Source organism: Allomuricauda sp. TY007 (assembly GCF_010468565.1).
Taxonomy (GTDB): domain Bacteria; phylum Bacteroidota; class Bacteroidia; order Flavobacteriales; family Flavobacteriaceae; genus Flagellimonas.
On record NZ_WUEG01000014.1, the window covers coordinates 119,002 to 138,709 of the forward strand.

At 41.0% G+C, this 19,708-nt stretch carries 17 protein-coding genes; 2 read left to right on the forward strand and 15 right to left on the reverse strand.

Annotated elements, in window-relative coordinates; genetic code table 11:
* Positions 1–161 precede the first annotated feature (161 nt).
* The 14 genes from GO009_RS14505 to GO009_RS14570 all read right to left on the reverse strand — a co-directional run bounded on the left by GO009_RS14505 (position 162) and on the right by GO009_RS14570 (position 15,565).
* A complete protein-coding gene (locus GO009_RS14505; protein ID WP_163627135.1) occupies positions 162–536 on the reverse strand; it encodes a hypothetical protein in 375 nt (124 codons plus the stop codon).
* Between the two features lie 234 nt (positions 537–770).
* Complete coding sequence (locus GO009_RS14510; protein ID WP_163627137.1) at positions 771–1,784, reverse strand: hypothetical protein; 1,014 nt, start codon at positions 1,782–1,784, stop codon at positions 771–773.
* Positions 1,785–1,802: 18 nt separating this feature from the next.
* Complete coding sequence (locus GO009_RS14515; protein ID WP_163627139.1) at positions 1,803–2,753, reverse strand: type IX secretion system membrane protein PorP/SprF; 951 nt, start codon at positions 2,751–2,753, stop codon at positions 1,803–1,805.
* Positions 2,754–2,764: 11 nt separating this feature from the next.
* Positions 2,765–4,087 (reverse strand): T9SS type B sorting domain-containing protein, encoded by a 1,323-nt coding sequence (locus GO009_RS14520; RefSeq protein ID WP_163627141.1) that lies wholly within the window; start codon positions 4,085–4,087, stop codon positions 2,765–2,767.
* Positions 4,088–4,174: 87 nt separating this feature from the next.
* Positions 4,175–6,796 carry a hypothetical protein gene (locus GO009_RS14525; RefSeq protein WP_163627143.1) on the reverse strand — a complete coding sequence of 874 codons (2,622 nt, stop codon included), beginning with the start codon at positions 6,794–6,796 and terminating at the stop codon, positions 4,175–4,177.
* A 362-nt stretch (positions 6,797–7,158) separates the two neighbouring features.
* Positions 7,159–9,300, reverse strand: a complete 2,142-nt coding sequence (locus GO009_RS14530) for a DUF5723 family protein (RefSeq protein ID WP_163627145.1) — start codon at positions 9,298–9,300, stop codon at positions 7,159–7,161.
* Between the two features lie 531 nt (positions 9,301–9,831).
* Positions 9,832–10,164: a YegP family protein gene (locus GO009_RS14535; RefSeq protein ID WP_163627147.1), complete on the reverse strand. Its 333-nt coding sequence runs from the start codon at positions 10,162–10,164 to the stop codon at positions 9,832–9,834.
* 184 nt (positions 10,165–10,348) lie between these two features.
* On the reverse strand, positions 10,349–11,548 hold the full coding sequence (locus GO009_RS14540) for a glutamate-5-semialdehyde dehydrogenase (protein ID WP_163627149.1): 1,200 nt from the start codon (positions 11,546–11,548) through the stop codon (positions 10,349–10,351).
* On the reverse strand, positions 11,548–12,324 hold the full coding sequence (gene proB / locus GO009_RS14545) for a glutamate 5-kinase (protein ID WP_163627151.1): 777 nt from the start codon (positions 12,322–12,324) through the stop codon (positions 11,548–11,550). Before proB ends, GO009_RS14540 begins: the two co-directional genes overlap by 1 nt.
* A 3-nt stretch (positions 12,325–12,327) precedes the next feature.
* On the reverse strand, positions 12,328–13,134 hold the full coding sequence (gene proC, locus GO009_RS14550) for a pyrroline-5-carboxylate reductase (protein WP_163627153.1): 807 nt from the start codon (positions 13,132–13,134) through the stop codon (positions 12,328–12,330).
* Positions 13,135–13,169: 35 nt separating this feature from the next.
* On the reverse strand, positions 13,170–13,361 hold the full coding sequence (locus GO009_RS14555) for a hypothetical protein (RefSeq protein WP_163627155.1): 192 nt from the start codon (positions 13,359–13,361) through the stop codon (positions 13,170–13,172).
* Positions 13,362–13,392: 31 nt separating this feature from the next.
* Entirely contained in the window at positions 13,393–13,590 is a 198-nt protein-coding gene (rpsU, locus tag GO009_RS14560) for a 30S ribosomal protein S21 (RefSeq protein WP_014033016.1), read from the reverse strand.
* 8 nt (positions 13,591–13,598) lie between these two features.
* Positions 13,599–14,042 (reverse strand): GNAT family N-acetyltransferase, encoded by a 444-nt coding sequence (locus GO009_RS14565; RefSeq protein ID WP_163627157.1) that lies wholly within the window; start codon positions 14,040–14,042, stop codon positions 13,599–13,601.
* 725 nt (positions 14,043–14,767) lie between these two features.
* A complete protein-coding gene (locus GO009_RS14570) occupies positions 14,768–15,565 on the reverse strand; it encodes a response regulator transcription factor (RefSeq protein ID WP_163627159.1) in 798 nt (265 codons plus the stop codon).
* Between the two features lie 174 nt (positions 15,566–15,739).
* Between GO009_RS14570 and GO009_RS14575 the strand changes: the two genes are divergently transcribed.
* Together GO009_RS14575 and GO009_RS14580 are read left to right on the forward strand one after the other, a co-directional pair.
* The gene (locus GO009_RS14575; protein WP_163627161.1) at positions 15,740–17,329 is read left to right on the forward strand and encodes a hypothetical protein; all 1,590 of its coding nucleotides are present in this window, start codon (positions 15,740–15,742) and stop codon (positions 17,327–17,329) included.
* A 13-nt stretch (positions 17,330–17,342) separates the two neighbouring features.
* Entirely contained in the window at positions 17,343–18,554 is a 1,212-nt protein-coding gene (locus GO009_RS14580) for a toxin-antitoxin system YwqK family antitoxin (protein ID WP_163627163.1), read from the forward strand.
* Between the two features lie 109 nt (positions 18,555–18,663).
* Here GO009_RS14580 and GO009_RS14585 read toward each other — a convergent pair whose 3' ends face one another.
* Entirely contained in the window at positions 18,664–19,587 is a 924-nt protein-coding gene (locus GO009_RS14585) for a PAS domain S-box protein (protein WP_163627165.1), read from the reverse strand.
* Positions 19,588–19,708 lie beyond the last annotated feature (121 nt).

Sequence of the window (19,708 nt, forward strand, 5' to 3'; positions counted from 1 at the left end):
AAACGAATAAAAATGGAAGGTTTACCCCTATAATATACGGATGGTGCTTCTCAATTGACGAATGCAAAACCATCGATTAAATGTCTGTTTTAATAGATGTAATGCACAGGTGCTATCAAAGAATATTTACTCTTAGATTTTAAGTTGGACCATTTTTCCTTTTAAGAATTTCCCTTGTCGACGTCCATCTGCCCAACTACCCCCATAACATCGTAGTTGGCAATTTTTCTGGTACTGTAATTTCTCTTTATGTGGTTTACATACGTGTGAATTTCTAAGGTATAATAGTTTTCAAGCTCAAAAATGGGGTCTCTGTTAACTTCAAAACTTTCATCAATTTTCATTTTTCCATAAGCTCTGGCGTGGTATACTGTTTTGTGGCTGTTGTTTTCGGAGTCCATCCACTCTATGGTAACCTCAATAAAATCATCCATTCGTTCCCTAAGTTTATAGGTTGCATGTTTAGGGATTTTTCCAAATTCATATTCAGATTTTACGAGGTCTAAAATCCACTTTTCTAGAAAATTTCCTTTCATTGTAAATTAAGTTTTAGGTGTTCTGATTTGGGCCCATAACTGGGCTTTTGGTTCAAATTTTAATATTGAGGTTGATGGTTGTGCTCCCTATTTTGAGGTATAGGAACCTTGTTTCACCAAGGCACCGTTTTTATAGTATGGTATTGTACTATCTGATTTTATGGGAGCATAAAAAAACAGAAGGTTACTGGCAGTTGGGCAATCTTTTTGAAGGACTGCTCTTTATTAAAAGATTTATTCGTCCATATATAATAATTCATTAAACCAGTTGAGTGCCTTTGCTCGGGCTATTGAACTTTGATCGTTATCATCAAAATCAAATCCGTGGCCGACCCCTTTGTAAAGGTTGAGCTCTACAGGTAATCCTCTTTGTTTTAGGATATCGACCATGCAAAGTGTGTTCTCCGACAGATAACCCTCCGTAGGAACTTGGTACAGCATTGGCGCATAGGGTTGAAAGATATTTCCATCCAAGGCATTGTCACCACATGGGCTGGCTCCCCAATAATTATACCCGCCGGAACCTCCATAATAGAACACACCGCCAGCAAAACCAATGCTAGGCTTAGGTTCAGGAGGCATTACGCCCGAAGAGGTATCGTATTTTTTTCCCTCAAAACTTTGGGTCCATTCCCATCCTTTTGGCGTGGTGTCGGTATTATACAAGGTTGCCGCTACGGCACTGGCACCATCGGAAAACCCCAACAGACCTATGTCTTTGGGTCTTACGACGGGGCTACCATCGGTGAACGTTAAATTCTTGAGCATGGCCAATGCTGCGTTTGCATCCCTGGGCCTTATAAATTGTGAACTTATTTTAAAGTTGTCGGGAGCGGTGGTCCATTTGCCCGTTCTTGTGGATACGCCCCTGCCCGAGTAGCTGTCCACAAATGCGCCAACTATACAGTTTTCATCGAATAGTTTACGCCATTCGTTGAATTGGCCGGACATGATTCCTTTGCTGGAATCGTGGTTTGTCCACATACCATCCGAACCATGCATCACAACCACGGCAGGGTAGTTTTTTTTATTACAATTTTTAGGGATGGATAAATAAACGGGAACAATGCCATTATTCACTTTTAACTGAACAATGGTGTCCGAAGTTGTGGATGAAATTACAGTTTTGCCATTCACAGGGCCAGATGGGAAACCATTGTCATCATCACTGCAGGATGATGCGGCGCCCAAAAGGGCCAAGAGAGCAAGTAGATTGAGTTTTTGGAACGATTTAAGAAAATTTTTCATAGTCATATTTGTTTTAAATTAATAGGTGCAAGTGCAATTGGAAATTCCTTGGAAGAGGTCAATGCCCAAGGTTATTACATGGGTCCCGGATGAGTATCCCAATATTTCGGTCATAACAGCTTGATAGGAATACCCAAAGTAAAAATCCCCCTTTTTAAGCCCAATAATCGGAGCTATATAAAGTGGAGACCCCAATTGATCGTTTAAAAATCGGTAGGTTATTCCAGCATAGTAATAGTCTAAAAAATCAAACCATTTGAATTTTGTATTGATGTCCGTAATCGATCTACCATCATTTTCAAAATATTGGAAAAAGACAGAAGGCTCAATTTCAAAATCGGTCCTTCTATTTTTTCTAAACTTATATCCGGAATACAAGTTATAGTTCCGCAACTTATTGGGTTCAAAAATTGGATTGAACTTTTCAAAATCTTTATCTAGAATATTGGAAACATTCAGGCTAAGGTAGAATCCACCACGCCTGTACAAGGTCCCCACATCAAAATTTGGATTGCTTGAAGACCGATCGTTTATAATCGCTGGGTCTTTTTTTGAATTTGGGTCAAAGTTTTCAATATCAAACCTAATTTGATTGAGATTAAAGGAGAGGGCAAAGGAGAAATAATGGTCCTCATATTTATCAATGGTCAAGTGGTGCGCAAAGGAAACCTTACCACCACGCTGTTTGGTTTCCCCGTTGGAATCGTTATAGAGCACCATCCCGATTCCAGATCTGTTCCCCAGTCTCACATCGGCGGACAACGATTGGGTGTCAGGAGCATCCTTGACACCCACCCATTGTGTAAGACCGTTCATTCTCACCTTCACAAAGTTGCCGATACCGGCATAGGTAGGCGACATCAAAAAAGGATTGTCGGATAAGTATTGCGACAATTGGGGCACGGTAAGTTCCTGCCCCTTGACGAGGAATACATTCATTAATATTAAAAAAACTACAATTTTTTTCATTGATTTCAATTTTATCTGTACAGCGTAAAGTGTCCAACAAACTCACGCCCCGATCCATCATTTAACTTCACGATATACCAATAATCGCCAGAAGGCATAGGTTTGGAATCGTATTCACCATCCCATTCATCGGATTGTCCCATGATTTTGATTTTTCTTCCGTACCTGTCAAAAATGTAGGTTTCAATATCTGGGAACAATTCAGTGTTTTTGGGACTCCAATAATCGTTTTGTCCATCATTGTTCGGAGTAAAAAAGTCTGGAATTGATATATCCACTAAATTCATCGTGGTACTTTGCACAACCTCACATCCATTACTATCCACCACTCGAATCGGGAGAGTCCCACTTCGATCAATGGTATAGGTATTAGAATCGGTTCCTTCATTATCGTCAAAATAATAAGTGTAAGGCGCTGCTCCACCAGTAACATTTGCGGTTATTTGATTCACATATTCACTTACCAGCGTTAACTCTAATTGCTCAAAGCTTACAACTTCAAAAGGAATCTCTGTCAAACAACCATTATGGTGCATGATGGAAAGCGTATGATTTCCTGGAGTGATATTTCCAAAGTCAGGACTTAGGACAAAATCATTTGGATCTGTGGAATCCAAGGCATAGAGTACATCATTGCTGATGGATTGGTCAAATAATGTAACTGTAATAGTATTTGATGGAAGATTTGAATCACACAAATACATCACTTCAACCGAAGCACCAAGGTTTGGCCCTCCAGATTGGATTCCGAAGCTGGTAGTGGTTTGGCAACCCGTGTCATCAATTACGGTCATTTCATAATTGCCAGGAGCCAAATCGTCAATATCAAACGAATTTGTATTGAAAACTATAGGTTCCCTATTGTTCAACTGAACTGTAACAGGCAAAACTGCATCCTCAATAGCTACGGAGACAGAACCATTATTATTTTCCCAACAGCTTTCATGCTGAACATTTGTGGTTACATTGAATCCAGTTATTGCCACTTCAAAACTTGTCTCAGCATCCGGGCAGATAGCACCACCAGAACTAAATACATATATCGTTTGTGATGAGGTAATAACATCTCCAGCAAGCATTGGGATTCCTGTACCACCACTTTCAGTGAAATAGTTTCCATTAACTAGTTCCGGTAAAATGTAGGAGTTGCATACTTCTACATTGACAGGATTGTCAACTAGTGGTGGTTCTACGACTGTCACGGTGAAGTCGTAGTCGTTGTAGCAGTCGGTGTCCGTCGGGGTGAAGGTGTATGTATGTGTGTCGTCCCCGTTGTCGGCCACGGCCCAGCTACCGGCCACGGAGTTGTCGTCGTCGGTGGGCAGTGATGCCAATGAGGGCCCACGCAGACGTCGTCGGTGGGCAGTGAAGCGAAGACGGTGTTGGCGAAGCGAAGACGGTGTTGGCCGCCCCCGTGACTGTCACGGTGAAGTCGTAGTCGTTGTAGCAGTCGGTGTCCGTCGGGGTGAAGGTGTATGTATGTGTGTCGTCCCCGTTGTCGGCCACGGCCCAGCTACCGGCCACGGAGTTGTCGTCGTCGGTGGGCAGTGATGCCAATGAGGGCCGCAGACGTCGTCGGTGGGCAGTGAAGCGAAGACGGTGTTGGCGGGTATTGAGATAGATAAAACCATCTCATCCGTTGTTGTACAGTTATCTATGCTAGTGGCAGAAAGTCTGAGAGTGACGCTTCCCGTACTAATGTCGTTGGTTCCTGGTTGATATACTGCGTTGAGTATTGATGAATCAACAAAACTGCCATCACCGGTAGTGGTCCATTGCAGGATGTCATAACCTGATGCAGTGGCTCCTGAAAGCGTAAAGTCTTCATTGCTACATACCTGTGCATCGTTTCCAGCGAAAGCTTCTGGGGCTGTACGATATGTGATTTCAACTGTATCGGAAGTTTGGCAGTCATTGGGACCTGTGGCGGTCAGGGTGAGTGTAACGATATTACCAATATCTGATGCAACTGGTTGGTAGACAGCGTTCAATACGGTATTGTCCACATAATCTCCGTTTCCATTGTGACTCCATTCCAAAGTGTTATAACCAGATGCAGTTGCATCTGATACAATAAAATCAGTTTCTCCACAGACTTTTGCATTTTCTCCTGCATCTATAGTTGGAGATGTGTATATGGTGATTGTTTGTTTTACGTTAATGGAATTACCTGCAGCATCGGTTACTCTATAGGTGCGTATAATGGTTTCGGGATTGGAGAGGTTGTCAGAGGTGTCATCAATCCATGTTACCGTAGGGACGCCACAATTATCATTTTCATCATCCACTACCGTAGGGTCTGGGTCTGGTGCTGTATTGCAGACGGTAATGGGGTCTGGGTTGGATGCGGTAGGGGGTGTGTTATCGCCATAACCAATTGTAAATACTTCTCGATGATTGAAGGTTACATTATCGAAGTAAGCGTTTCCGTCTCCATCGATGCTTGTGGCTTCTATCTCGGTAATGGTGCCTGTTGTAAAGTCACCATCAGTGTCAGTATCTATCAATAATTTGATGGCGCAAGCATCATTGTTGGTCAATATGTTGGATCCTGAAAGATTTACGCGAACACTTACTCCTGATATGGGGGTTACACCACCGAGTTGATTGCTCTGCACTCTCCATTCCCTTTCTATTCTTGATGTAATTCCGGTTGGGTCTGTTGGGAGTTCTGTGAATATTTCGTTTACATTTCCGTTGTCGTTGGCCCAAAGGAGGTAGTTGTAATTATAAGTTGGCCATCCGGGAATGGCTGGTCTGCTGTCTGGATCTACATTGTCTTCAATAAAATCTGTGTTTGTGGAAATGGTGACAATGGCATCTGCATTTTCACTTTTGGAGATGCGCTGATCTAATGTATAGCGAAGTTTTATTCCGCCATTTACAGCATCGTTGTCATTGAACCGATCAGCGCCAATTCCTGCTATATCATGCTTATATGTTGCTTCGGCTTCCCAAATAATGTCTCCGTTGGCAGCTAAGTACCTGTAGGTGTCATTGCCTACAATGCTTCCCAATTGGGGGCCATTGTACAGGGTAATGCCATATTTTATGGCCAGATAGCTTTCGGCTCTTTGGATATAGTTGCTGGGTAGGGATTCATCAGCCAATAGCACTTCTGCAATATCACCGGTAAGGTTACGGTTGGGGTCGCTGCTGTTGAAGTGCATTCCCAATCTGTTAAAAATTGAAAGACTCAAGTCTGCGGAGTTATCAAGCCTATTTTGAGAAATGTCAAGAATGCCATTTACATAAGTGGTCAAAGCTTCCTCTTCAAAGTTGATAACTTCTCTTCTAAAAACACCTATGGTTGGTTGTGCCAAAAGGTCAACATTTCCACTTTGGAAATAATCACTTCCCGGGGCTGACCATGTACGACCTATGGAAAAACGATTCCCATCTGCAACGCCCAATGATAAATTTGTGGTTGAACTATGATATGTGTCCATATCGCCACCAAATAGAAGACGTTGGGTCTCTGCTGAATTTCCTGCTCCTTCTGCTTTGAATACAATGAACACGGTGATATTGTCCCTGGAGTTGGAGCGAAAATGCAAGGCTTGACCATTACCACTGCCATCGAACCGTACTACGGGGTTAAAGTTGATGTTTTCTGTACTTCCTCTTCGAAAAACCGGCAATCCAGGAATGGAACCAGTTGGGTCGAGGTAATTTGGAGAACCAAAAGGATAATCAAATCCATCGGGATATGGGAGTGGATAATCTGATGGAGCTGGATGCTGAACGGCATCCTGTGGGGTATATGTGACCAGATCGTACCAAATGGAAACAGGTGTGCCATCTGCTGGCGGCAATGGGTTGGGATCCCAAAAAAAATTATTGCCAGGAGCAGCGTTAATGGCCCTTCCCGCTTTAAACCATGTATCTACTTGATTTTGACCATAAGTTTCACTTTTTGAAAGGAATATGCATAGTATAATTATGCACTGGAGTGTATATTTCAGCAAATCACCGAAGAGAACACAGGGTTCTTTTTTGGCTGATTTCTGTTGAAAAAAGAAATGGAGTAGAAGTTTCGTCATAACGAGTAGGTTTTAAAGATTTCTTGATGGGGCCAGTTCAAGAAATAGATTTGGTAAGTATAAAATAAGGTACTTTATACATACACAGGGTCAACCAATTAACCTATGCAGGGTTCCAATTGATGAAAGGCGTAAATGAGTTTACGAATGAAAAATTGCCCTTATGTAGAAATAGTCAATTTTGTAAGTATTGTCTTGTTATTTTTAAGAATGATTGAATTCTGAAAGAATGCAGAAAATGATAAGCTGATAAAAAAGGCCGCCAATTTTTTATTGGCGGCCCAACCATCTCTGTTAGTGAAGAACCAAAGAGTTACACCAAACCTAGTTCATACATTGATTTAAAAATATGGGCAGGATGGTTATTTTATCAGGTTTATTTCTACTCTTCTGTTTTGCTTTCTTCCAATTTTTGTTCCATTGGAGGCGATTGGTTTTTCTTCACCATACCCAATGGCTGTTAATCTATTGCCTGAGATTCCCTCGTTGATCAAGAAATCCCTTACCGAATTGGCCCTGGCTTCCGATAGTTTTTGGTTGCTGGCTTGGCTTCCAACACTATCGGTATGTCCTTCCACGGTAAATTTGGCATTGGGGTATTCGTTCAAGATTTGGATAATATCTACCATCACAGTAACAGATTCTGGTTTGATCGTTGCTTTTCCGGTATCAAAAAGGATGGTCTTGGCATAATCGTTCAACTGTTTTTGAACTTCCTGCGTTACTTCTGGACATCCATTATTGCTTACAGGACCTGCTACTTTAGGACAGTCATCATCCATATCGGCCAATGTGTCGCCATCAAAATCTGGACATCCTTTAAGTTCTGGGCTACCTGGGTCGTTGGGACAGCGGTCGTCTAGGTCTATAATTCCATCCCCATCCGTATCGGGGCAACCATTGAATTCTTCAAGTCCCGCTGTGTTCGGACATTTGTCATCCTTGTCTAGAATACCATCTCCATCGGTGTCGGGCCATGGGCATCCATTGTTTTCTTGTGGTCCAACTTCATTGGGGCAGTCATCGTCTTTGTCCAAAAGGCCATCACCATCAGTATCTGGCCAAGGACAGCCCGTATTTTCTATGGGGCCAGGGGTTTCTGGGCAACGGTCCATATCATTTTTGAGCCCATCACCATCTTTATCACGTAATTTGTTTTGATAAATGGGGACCTTTAGTCCGGCATAGACATCCAAGGATTTGGTTTGACCAAAAATAGATGTTAGGATGGATCCCGATCCCAGATAGAATGGACCAGCTCTAAGACCAGCACCCCAACGAAAACCTATTTCCCGCATCAAACTTATTGGGGAGTAGATGCTCAACCAAGCAGTTTCCAGTCTTGGGGTCAATGAAACTTGGTTTTGGATATGATGTGTATTAAGCTTGTTCTCTCTCCTTAACGATATATCGGAGTTTAGGTTCAGGTAGAACTTTGAATAGATGTTCCAATCCACATTGGCATGCAAAGCGGTGGGCAATCCTGTTTTGGATGATTCTTGCAATCCGCCGATGGCATCAAAATTATCTTTTAATGCATCTTCCAGATCATCTCCTTCAAAATTATCAATGCTCTGTACCTTGTTCAGGTCATAGGTTTGTTGTTCTCCTCCTTTGTTGTTTATGCTACCTATGTCTGTGATGGACGCACCAAATTTTAGCTTGTATTTATTGATGCCCCTGTTGGATATTTTATTTCCATTGAGGTCCACTAACTTTTGATCTTCATGGTCGGGTCTCCATTCATATACAAATCCGATATCTGCACCAAGGCCTGTGGACTCTCCAAAATTGAATGCATCTCCCAAACTGTCGTCACCTCCAACATCATAACCGTGGGTAAGGGTTCCATTTGTTGCTACTTCTTCTGTGGCAGCATTATAGTCCACAGTTACTTCGGAACCATTAAGATAGGCATGGTGTATGCCGGACAAATATTTAAGGGTAAGACCTCCCTTTAGGAAATGCTCGTCCTTGTCCATCAATATCCTTGCATAGGTGGCACCTATTTCTGTCCAAAGGTTGAGCTCTCCGGACAGGTCTCCTTCATTGATGGAAAAATCCTCATTTTCATCAAAACCTCCTTCTTTGTCAATGGTAGAACCATCTATATCATCCACATTGGCAAAAATGCGGGCTCTTGTATAAAGGGCTACCGAATGTTTTTCGGAAAGACTGAGCATGGCCGATGGCCCAAGAATATCCAAGTTGGCCGCTATAAAGTTGTTGCTTTTTGGAGTTGTTTTGGCATCGTCAAAGGTTTTGTCTATGTCATTGAATGCATCTCCCAAAGTGGCGCTTAAATAATTGTTTCCAAAAAAGGCACTTACACCTATTAGGTTAATGTCCAGCTTTAATCTGGAATCTGCAATATTGGCCGGGTTGGAAAGAACACCGTGCACTCCATTGTAATTGTCTGTGAGCAAACCTTCATAAGATTGTGCTCTGAGCATGTAGACTGAAAATAAAAGTAAAATGCTCAAAAGGGTATTTTTTGAATGCATGTTTTAAAATTTTAGTCCCTATAACAAGGGCGGGTTATTAATTATTTTGATTAATAGACCCCAAAGAGAATACAAAAAGAGGTAGCGTAGAGGGTACAATGCACGAAAGGCCCTTTTGAATTGACGGATGGGGGAGTTGGGTTTATCTGGAATTTAATTTGAAGGAATATTCCCCAGAAAAATGGATGGAAAAAACACAGGTGTTGGAAAATAAAAAACCATTACAACCAAGGAACTGATCTAGTTCCTTGGCGTAACGGAAACCTCAACTAAACTAAACACTTTTATGACCAACAGTCGTCAAAAGTGAATTGCTATATGTGCATGCGTTAAAAATTGATCTTGCTTTTTCAATTGGCTTTAACGCTTGATTGCAGAACAAACATAAGAGCAAAAATTAAATAAAAAGGACCCAAATTTACGGATGCCCTGTTTCAACTAACGAATGGCCTTTTTGATTTGACAAAGAAATTTTGAGACATAAAAAAAGCAGCCTCAAGGACTGCTGTATATAATCTAAATACTACGGTTTTATTCGGAGATTTCCTCTACCGATGCACTTGGTGCATTCTTTTTAACGGAAGAAATACCATTTTCCATGGCAGATTCGCTGGAATACATTTCGCTATTTCCAATGACTTGTCCGTTGGATGCTTTCAAGTTAAAGAATGGGCTTCCATCCTTTGCGGTGTTTCTTTCAAAATTTCCATCGTCCTGAGAATGAGTTCTTACTGACTCGATTCCATTTTCGCAGGCAGCTTTGGAGGAATATCCCTGACTGGTTAAAATTACTTGGCCGTTTCCGGCTTTTAAATTAAACCTGTACTTACCAGCTTTATCCGTTTTAATCTCAAATTTTCCCATATTCTTTATGTTTTAAGTAATAAATCTAGATATTTTATTAAAAATTGACCAATAAATGAGGGAGAAATTACCAATAAAATAAGCTTTTACTCTTTGATAAAGGGTAAATGGGAATAGCATACATATTTTTCAGACAAAAAAGGAGGCCGACTGGCCTCCTTCTGAATTAATGTAAGTTTATGCTTTACACCCTGATCTGACCGTCTCCAAATACATAGTATTTGTTGGTGACCAATTGTTTAAGTCCCAAAGGACCACGGTGATGTAATTTATCCGTACTAATGGCAAGTTCCGCACCAACACCCATTTGTCCACCATCGGTAAATCGGGTGGAGGCGTTTTGGTAAACGGCTGCACAGTCCACATTTTCCATGAACGTTTTGGCTACGCCATTGTTCTCTGTCATTATGGAGGCAGAGTGTCCACCGGAATTTTTGTTGATTTTTTCCACGGCTTCATCAATATTATTGACGGCACCGATAACGCATTTCATCGCTAAAAACTCTTCTTGCCAAATGGATTCGTCTGTAATGGTATCCTCATTGGTCAATGTTTTTTTGACTTCATCGTCCACGATAATGGATACATTGTTTGCCGTAAGTACTTGTTGAAATTCCTTCAGCTTGTCTTCGTAACCATCAATTTGGGTATCGACCAAAATTTTGTCCAATGCGTTACAAGCCGAAATCTTATGGGTTTTTGCGTTTAAAATCACTTTTAAACTTTTTTCCCAATCGGCATCTTTGTGCACGTAAAGGAAATTGTTTCCTCTACCGCTTATCAAAACCGCACATTTGGCATGCTCTTTCACAAAAGCGATCAAACGTTCACCGCCTCGGGGGACAATAAGGTCCAAATCTTGGTCCGGATTCCTAAGGAACTCCTGTGTTTGGGTTCTGTCCATTTCTAAGAATTGGATAAAGTCTTCGGACAGTCCGTTTTGGGTCAAGGCTTGGTGCCAAAACTTAACAAGGGCCTTATTGCTATGGTAGGCTTCTTTACCTCCTTTTAGCAATATTTTGTTGTTGGCCTTAAATGCAAGTACGGCAGCCTCAACGGTTACGTCGGGGCGGGATTCGTAAATGATCATTATAGTGCCAAAAGGTGCTGTACGGTTGATGATTTTTAGACCATTGTCGAGTTCTCTTGTAGAAATCTCCTTGTTAACGGGGTCATCTTGCAAGCGAACCTCTTTTACGGCCTGGATCATTTGATCCACTTTCTTTTGGTCCACTACCAAACGATCGTAAAGCGCTTGGTCGTCGCGATTAAATGCATCAAGGTCTTTTTTGTTTGCTTGGAGCAATTCTTCTCGATTTTCATCAAGAATTTGCTCCATATCTTGTAATACTTTATTTTTTAAATCTGTTTTTAATAACTTCATTACTCTGGTTTTGAAACTTCTGTTCCTACGTTTTTTCCGTCTATAATATCTAGGATTACGTTATCCCGCTTACCGTTAACAATGTAGGATGGAATGTTATCGGCAGCTGCTTTTTGTGCGTAGCTCAACTTAGATCCCATGCCTCCACGGCCTTCACCTTCTTCTTTGTTTCCTTCTTCGATATATTTGTCCAAGTCTTCTTTTGGCTCAACTTTATCGATTACTTTGGAATCCTCTTTCTCGGGATGTCCATCATAAAGTCCGTCAATATCCGTCATAAGGATCAATTTGTCGGCTTTCATTAATTGTGCAAGCAAGGTTGCCAGCTCATCGTTGTCCGAAAACATGGACATGGATACGGAAACGGCATCATCCTCATTGGCTATTGGGATTACTCCTTCGGAAAGGAGTCCTTCAATGCAATTGATCATATTGTCGCGGTGTACCCCTGGGTTAAAATCCCTTTTTGTGGGAAGTACTTGGGCACACTTCATCCCATAATCACTAAAAATGTTATAATATTTTCTCATCATTCTGGGCTGCCCAATGGCAGAATACACTTGCCTACGTTGGGTTTTGTCCTTGATCTTTGCTTTTCCCAGCACCTCTTTACCGGCAATTACCGATCCAGAGGAGACCAAAATGGTCATGATGTCCCGTTCGTACAGTTCTGCAATTTGTTGTACCAAATTGTTTAGCACAGGTCTTACTATTCTGTTGTCTTTGTTGGTCATCACATTTGTGCCTACTTTGATGACCACTAGTTCTTTATACATGTTTTAGTATTCTTCACCCAGTTCCACAGCTCTGCCAAATGCTGCAAAGGCGGCTTCTTTGATTAATTCGTTTACATTGTTGTCTTCCATAGAGTCCAAGGCGGCCCTGGTTGTTCCTCCTTTGGAGGCTACCATTTCCATCCAAGTGTCGGGGTTTAGGTTGTTTTGGTTGAACAACTCTACCGCACCCGTAAAAGTTTGGCTCACCAATACTTTGGATACATTTTCGGAGAATCCCATTTGCAGGGCGGCTTCCATCATACTTTGCATAAAATAGAATACGTATGCCGGTCCGCTTCCGGATATTCCGGTGGATGCATCAATGAATTTTTCATTTTTCACTCGGAGCGATTTTCCTGTGGTGTCCAACAGGCCTTCTACCATAAAAAGCTCCAAACGGGATACTTCCTCGGCAGAAACATAGCTGGTCAAACCCTTCCCAACCTGTGCCGGCAAATTTGGCATGGCCCTTACCACTTTTTTTATTCCTAAAGCATCTTGAATATAGTTTATGGTGACTCCTGCCATTATGGAAATGAACAATTGTTCGGGGTTCACCAATTTTTTCATGCGTTGGAAGAGTTCTTCGGCATGGTAGGGTTTTACTGCCAAAAAGATGATGTCCGCTTGCGGAACACAATCTTCGATTTTGTCAATGGCATCGAAATAGGCAATTTTACCTACTTCTTCCAATTTTTCTTTTGATTTGTCCAGCACCATAATGTTGCGTTTCTTCAACAATTTGGATTTGGACATACCTGTGGCATAGGTAAGCCCCATGTTACCTGCGCCAATAACCAATACTTTCATTTGTTTTATTAAAGGGTTATTAAATTATAATGGTGTTATGCTAATACATTACATTCTTCGCAATCTTTGACCTCACCATAGTAAGTTTCACGGTATTTGTGCAAAGTGCGAACGGGAAGCCCTATAATGTATTGTTTAATATACGTGACCTGGGTGGTAAGTTCCCCCATTTTAACGCTATAGCGTTTTTCATATCTGGTTTCCCTTTTAATTTTTGAAAGTCTCATTTTATTGTTGTTGATACTTTTGTTTTTGATGTTATTGGTCTTCCTGTTCGTTCAGGAATTGTTCCTTGTATTGTGCCTTTTTTAATGTTTTACGGCGTTCTACGGATTTTTTAGTGTATTCTTGACGGCTTCGTATTTGGTCCAAACGCTTGGTGTTTCTATATTTTCTTTTGTAGCGTTTTAGAGCCCTTTCAATACTTTCGCCTGGCTTAACTTCTATTTTTAGCATATAATGATTTATCTGTTCAATCTCATTTCTAAATGGGTTGCATTGAACCCTTTTTCTTCAAAAAATTTTTTGTTCGGATATTGGTTTTCACTGGTAATGTGAATGGCAACGTCCCCTTTGCAATATTGGAGCGTATAGTCCAATAGTTTCTGTTCGATGTTGTTACCCCTATGATTTCGGTGTATTACAAAGAATACAAGAAAGTTTTCGGGGATATAGTCTCCCATACCTGTTTTGTTCACAACAGCTAAACCTAGAATTTCATTTTTTTCTTCCATGGCAAAAACATATCCCCCCAATCCGGGAATGTCTTTGGTGGAATACTGAATAGCTTTTCTAATGGCTTTTTTCTCTGCCTTTTTTCCCTCTTGATGATCAAAAAGGAAGTTGGCAAACCGGTTTGCTTCCATGGTAGAAAGTCTAGTATAGGCATCGTAGGTCTTGATTACCATGCTTTTGTTTTGAACGATAATGGATTTGGTTTTTTTGTTAACGGTTACAAATAGGGCTGATGGAAAATGGCGGAAAATCTTTTTCCGTAATTTCCATTGGAATGGGGTCAACTTCCCGGGTTAGGGGAAGATAATTATAGGGTAGGCGGTATAAACTTATCTGGCTGGTTTCTAAACACCAGATAATTAAAACTTAGGATCCTGCAATTTTTTCTCTCGTGGAGCTTGACGTTCATCGGGGCAAAGATAATAAATATAGCCCTTAAATCCCAATAATACTGGGGTTTATGTTTTTTGTAACGTTTATTTCAAGGTTTTGGACGGAAATTAAAGTGGTGATTGGGTCGATTATTGTAAGGATTACTTAAAGATCTTGCATTTAATGTTAATTGTTCTTAAAAGTCAACTTTTTCAACGGATTATTTAACCGTTATAGATTTGGTCAAAATTTCAAATATTTCCATTAAATCCAAGAATGCTTCCAATCAACAAGCTTTAACCCTTCCCATTTAAAAAGCGACATAGGAAACGAGAAGGTATGGACGGTTTTATAAAGATTGGCTGCCCCATGCGACATACGGCATTTCCAATTGGGGTTGCTTTAACCTATAGGTTGCTTTACTTTCTTCTAGACCATCAAAACCAAAAAAAACGTACTACCTCCAATAATTGTATGTGATAGGAAAAGGGAGTAGGAGGTAACCTCAATAACCGTGTTGGTCTATTTAAATCATTCCGCACATAAGGCATAAGGTTACTAGCTCCACGCTATTTTTGCACTGGGTTTTTTTGAGCATGTTCCTTCTATGTGTACGGACAGTGAGAATAGCTATCTTCAATTCCTCCGCAATTTCCATATCATTTAGACCCTTAGCCAAAAGCTTGGCTATTTCCCTTTCCCTTTTGGTAAGGGATTGAGCTGTTGCATTACGTACCTCCTTTCCCATACTGGGATCAAAAACACCTTTGTTTGCAGAAACGTTCAAGTAATTTTTTCCCTCATCAATGCTGAAATAGGACACTGTATCATTGTGTTGAATGCCAAGGTGGGTAATATCGGTATGTATGCCCAGTTGGTGTTGTGTTGCACCGTCTTCGGAAAGTGACAATGGTGATACCTGTATCATCATATCGCGTTTTTCACCTCGATGGTTTTTATAGGGATATGTATACACGTATTTATAAAGTAAACGTTCTTCCTCGGAGAGAAAACGATTAAAAAAATCGCTAGTGGCCGCTTCCTTTTGCACAATGGAAGGAATAACCTCGGGCAAGGCCATGTCCAACAACATATCCATGGTAGTTTTCTCAGGGTTAATGCCCAACATACCTTCTACTCCAGGAGAAACATATTCCAACTCAAAGGTAAATGTATTGACAATGTAGAAATAAAATTGGCCCGGTGTAAAAAGTGCGGCCATGCGCACCAAGTTTGTCGGGATTTTAAACCGAGAAGGCTTTTTTATCCGGTCTTTATATCCCTTTTTCCATGCCTGGAATACAGGAACAAGGTTTGGATCCATGTGCTTAAGTTGTTAGGTCGGTTCAGCGATTAAATTAGGGATTTATGTTAAAATTACCTAAAATGCGGTATTTACATGGAGCTTTTTATGAGGTAGTTTTGGAGTGAATAGGCATTTGGTCCAGGCATATAGCCTTTTTGGTCCCAATACTTAAATTTCAATAATTTAAACGGTATGTTCAAAATACTTCCGGTCCTTATTTTTATAATTTCTACCTTTTCGTTGACGGCACAGAATAATTCCCCATGCACGGAATGTGAGGGCATTGCCGCGATGCCCAATGTTAAAATTGACTGTGACGATATAAGGGGATCCCTTGCCGGTTATGAAAATATGGAGCAGATAATCAAGTGTTTGGAGTGCAGATGTAAGAAAGCGGCAGAGAAAGAAAAAAGGCAAGCTGAGATTGAGACCATGCATGTCCAAAAGAATGCTTTGGACGATAAGGCCCAGAAAGTATGGGAAGAAGGGCATAGGGCCAGCAACAAATTAACGGACAACAATCCAAATTTTGAAGCGGACAGACAAGAGGCCATTGACAAATTGGAGGCATTCATAACTTATAAACAACAAGCTATTGGTGTCCAAAAAGATATCAATCAACGTTTTGGGGGAAATGCAAGCACCAAATATGCAGAAGACGACATTTTAAGTGCACAAAACACCATTGCTCGCCTGCAGACCAAGAAAAAGAAAAAGACTTTGGTTCTGTCCAGTATGGATGCAGGGGCAAATTCCGATAATTATAAAAATCCTTCTACGTTCAATAATGATACAGCTTTAAAAACAGGGAATAACCAGTCCGTTTCCACAGCTACTTCGGATTATAACCGTCAAGGTGCCAGTCAAAACCAGGCCTACCAGAAAAAAATGATGGATAGGCGTCGGCAAATCGCCTCAATGCGACAAAGACTGGCCGAACAGCAACGCCAATCGCAAAATTTACAAAATGCCGCAGACCAGACCATGGACCAATGGGCCCAACAGATACAAAATGGCGGAACCAATTATATAGATGGAGTACAGCCACTAGCGGAAGAGTTTGCCAGACAGGGCAATGTGGAAGGAGCGGTGGGTGCTGTGGTAGTAGGTACGGCTGCATCTATAATCGCCGATCTGTCCCAAAGAAAAAAGCAAAGAGAAGCAGAGGAACGCGCAGAAGCAGAGCGGCAACGTCGCTTAAAATTGCAGCGGGAAAGGGAACAACGGTACCGGGAAGAACAGGAGCGTTTAAGACGCGAAGCATTTAAAATGATTGTCGACCAGCGAAAAAATATACTGCATGCCTTCAGCGAAAGCTTGCCGCTCCCCTTGTCGAGCAGCAATCTGCAAACCAATCAAATCTATTACTTTTTTTATGCCACGGATTCCAGTACCATGGACAAGAAAAATACCACTGTTTATGTTTCCAATGTCTTTGAAATAGCACAATACAACAACGGCACTTGGCCTTATCAACGAAGAGTGGATAAGGAAATTGCCGCACTGGCTCCGCATGCGCCTACCATGCAAGGGTATTACCTTACTTTGGACGATGCTAAAACCATGCGCAGCGAATTTGTAAATAGTTTTAAGTCCATTGAGGGCGTAAGTATCAAAGAAGTAGAATATGAGGGAAAACCCAAAAGCGAGATAAAATCCAATAATAACTCCAATCCATTGGGCGTTCCTTTGGGGACACTCAAAAAAGAGCACAAAAAAACTATGGGCAGACCAACGCCGAAAACCACAGGAGGGCTGGGTGTTCCAATAAAAAACAATTGATAAGTACAAACCAATGAAAAAAAGTATTTTCTTATTGTCATTATTACTAACCATTGGCATGCAGGGGCAAGATGCCGTTACGTTGCTCAAATTTGAAGAAGCCGAAAAGGCTTTTAACTCGGGCGATTTTAAAACGGTACTGGAAAAGCTGGACGAAGTGGAGGCCATGGCGCAACCCACATCAAAAACCCTTTACTTAAGAATTGCATCCCTAAACCATCTGTTTGATGGGGACAAGCTTTTCAACAACCCGGAACAATACGAGCTTTTGGAGGGACTTAGGAACCATGTAAATACATATTTGGAGGCCATGGCCAACTACGAACTTGATGATAGGTTCAGGGAAGTGTACCAAATTGGGGAAGACCTCAAAAAATATCCCAAGGACAGAGCGGCCTGGGAGAAATGGAACCAAGAGGAAGACGATAGAAGAAACCCCAAAGAGTACTACCCCAGTGGCGCGTTAAAGTCGATAACCAAAACTACGGAAGGTTCAAATACCATTGCCTGGCAGGCCTATTATGAAAACGGCCAACTCAAAGAAGAAGGAGAAAAAATAGGGGAAGAGAAAAAAGTGGGCCCATGGAAACATTACCACGAAAATGGACAATTGGCCGCCCAAGGAACCTACTGGGATGGAGGAAAGATTACCGGAAAAATAGGAAAATGGGTTTATTATTACGACGATGGAAAGACCAAAGAAATAGCCCACTACAGGTCGGTATCCTATACCAGTGGAAGGGTTCGGTCCCATTTATGGGGACCATACAGAAGCTGGTACAAAAATGGACAGCTCAAGGAGCAGGGTACTTATAAGGAAGAGGTTACATTCTTACTTGGTACAGGATATAATGAAGACAATAATGAGAAAACCGGTATCTGGAAAGAGTATTATAACAATGGCCAACTCAAACTAAAAGAGGGCCATGGTGACCAATATGTTTATGAAGCCTACTATAAAAGCGGACAACTAAAGGCCATAAAAGAGTATGTAAAGGTGAACCGAAAAATATTGCTAAGAGAATTGAGAACCTATTATGAAGACGGTGATTTGAAGTCGACAAAAAAATATAGTCTATTAAGCGATAGCAATAAAGCCAGTTGGGAAGCATATCATCCCAATGGAAAACTGAAAGAAGAGGGAAAGTATAAATATGGCGACAAACATGGTAAATGGAGCTACTATGACCAAAATGGGAACTTAATAAAAGAAGAAAGATTATAGAAAAGGGTAGGTCTATACCGCTTTAATCCCCAAAATAACCTTTGCCAATAGCTTATTGTACAAAGCCCCTGATGTTTAAGTCAATTGTGAAAAAAATGGAATTTTTCACTTAAAAATTCTGGATAAACGTAGTAAGACTTTCCGATGGTTGGAGTTTTAATTTTTTTTTCAAGCGACTTCTCAATACCCTTAAACTCTCTTTTTTAATAATCATGGTCTTGGCTACTTCAGAAGATGTCATGCCCAGCTTTATGAAGGCCAAGTGTTTTATATCCTTTTTTGAAAGATCAGGGTAGGAGTTTATGATTTTCTCGTAAAAATCGGGATGAATTTTTTTAAAGTGGACCAAAAAGTCTTCCCAGTCCTCATCCAAGTTCAAGGTTTCTTGAATGTAAGATAACACGCTCCTCAGTTCTTTTCTTTGGTTGGGTTCGACCTCCAAGATTTTCTTTTCTATTTTTTGGACGATGGTTTTCTTTTTCTCCAATAAAATTGAAGATAGGAGCAGGTTCTGCTGAATAACCTCTCTTTCCCTTTTCTCCATTTCTGCAATTTTCCGGTCCTGGATGTTCCGGGTACAGCTCAATACCAATACAACTTTGTTCTTCCTATCAAAAATAGGTTTGGTATACCCCTCAAACCATTGGTATCCATTGTGCTTTGTTTTAAACTTTAATTCTAGTTTATGGGGAGTTGAGGTTAAACCCTCCGTGGAACTTGAAATATTTTTTAGGAGGATAGAGTGATGGTCCGGATGGATAAAATCAAAGGGGACCTTTTCCTTGAGGTTTTCAGAAGTGTAGCCCATAATGCGCTCTGTGGAAGGGCTTGCATATAGATAACGACCATCTGCTGGATGGTGCAAACAAATGACATCAATGGTATTTTCGGCAATAAGTTTGAGTTTATCGAGCCTTTGTTCCGCCAATAGCCTACCAAGCGCTTTCCCATCAAGGTTTTTGTCCTCGTCAAGGAGCTTTAAAAGATGCTCGGTTTCCTCTCCTCTGTTTTGTATTCCATTCGTTCTGTTCACCTACAAGTATGTTAGTTTTCAGATACCTTTAGTTTGTTGTTCTAATGCAGAAATGCAAAACAACTACGTCCATTTATAGAAAAAAGTGAGGGTTGATGTGGCGAAGATAAATAAAGCTCAA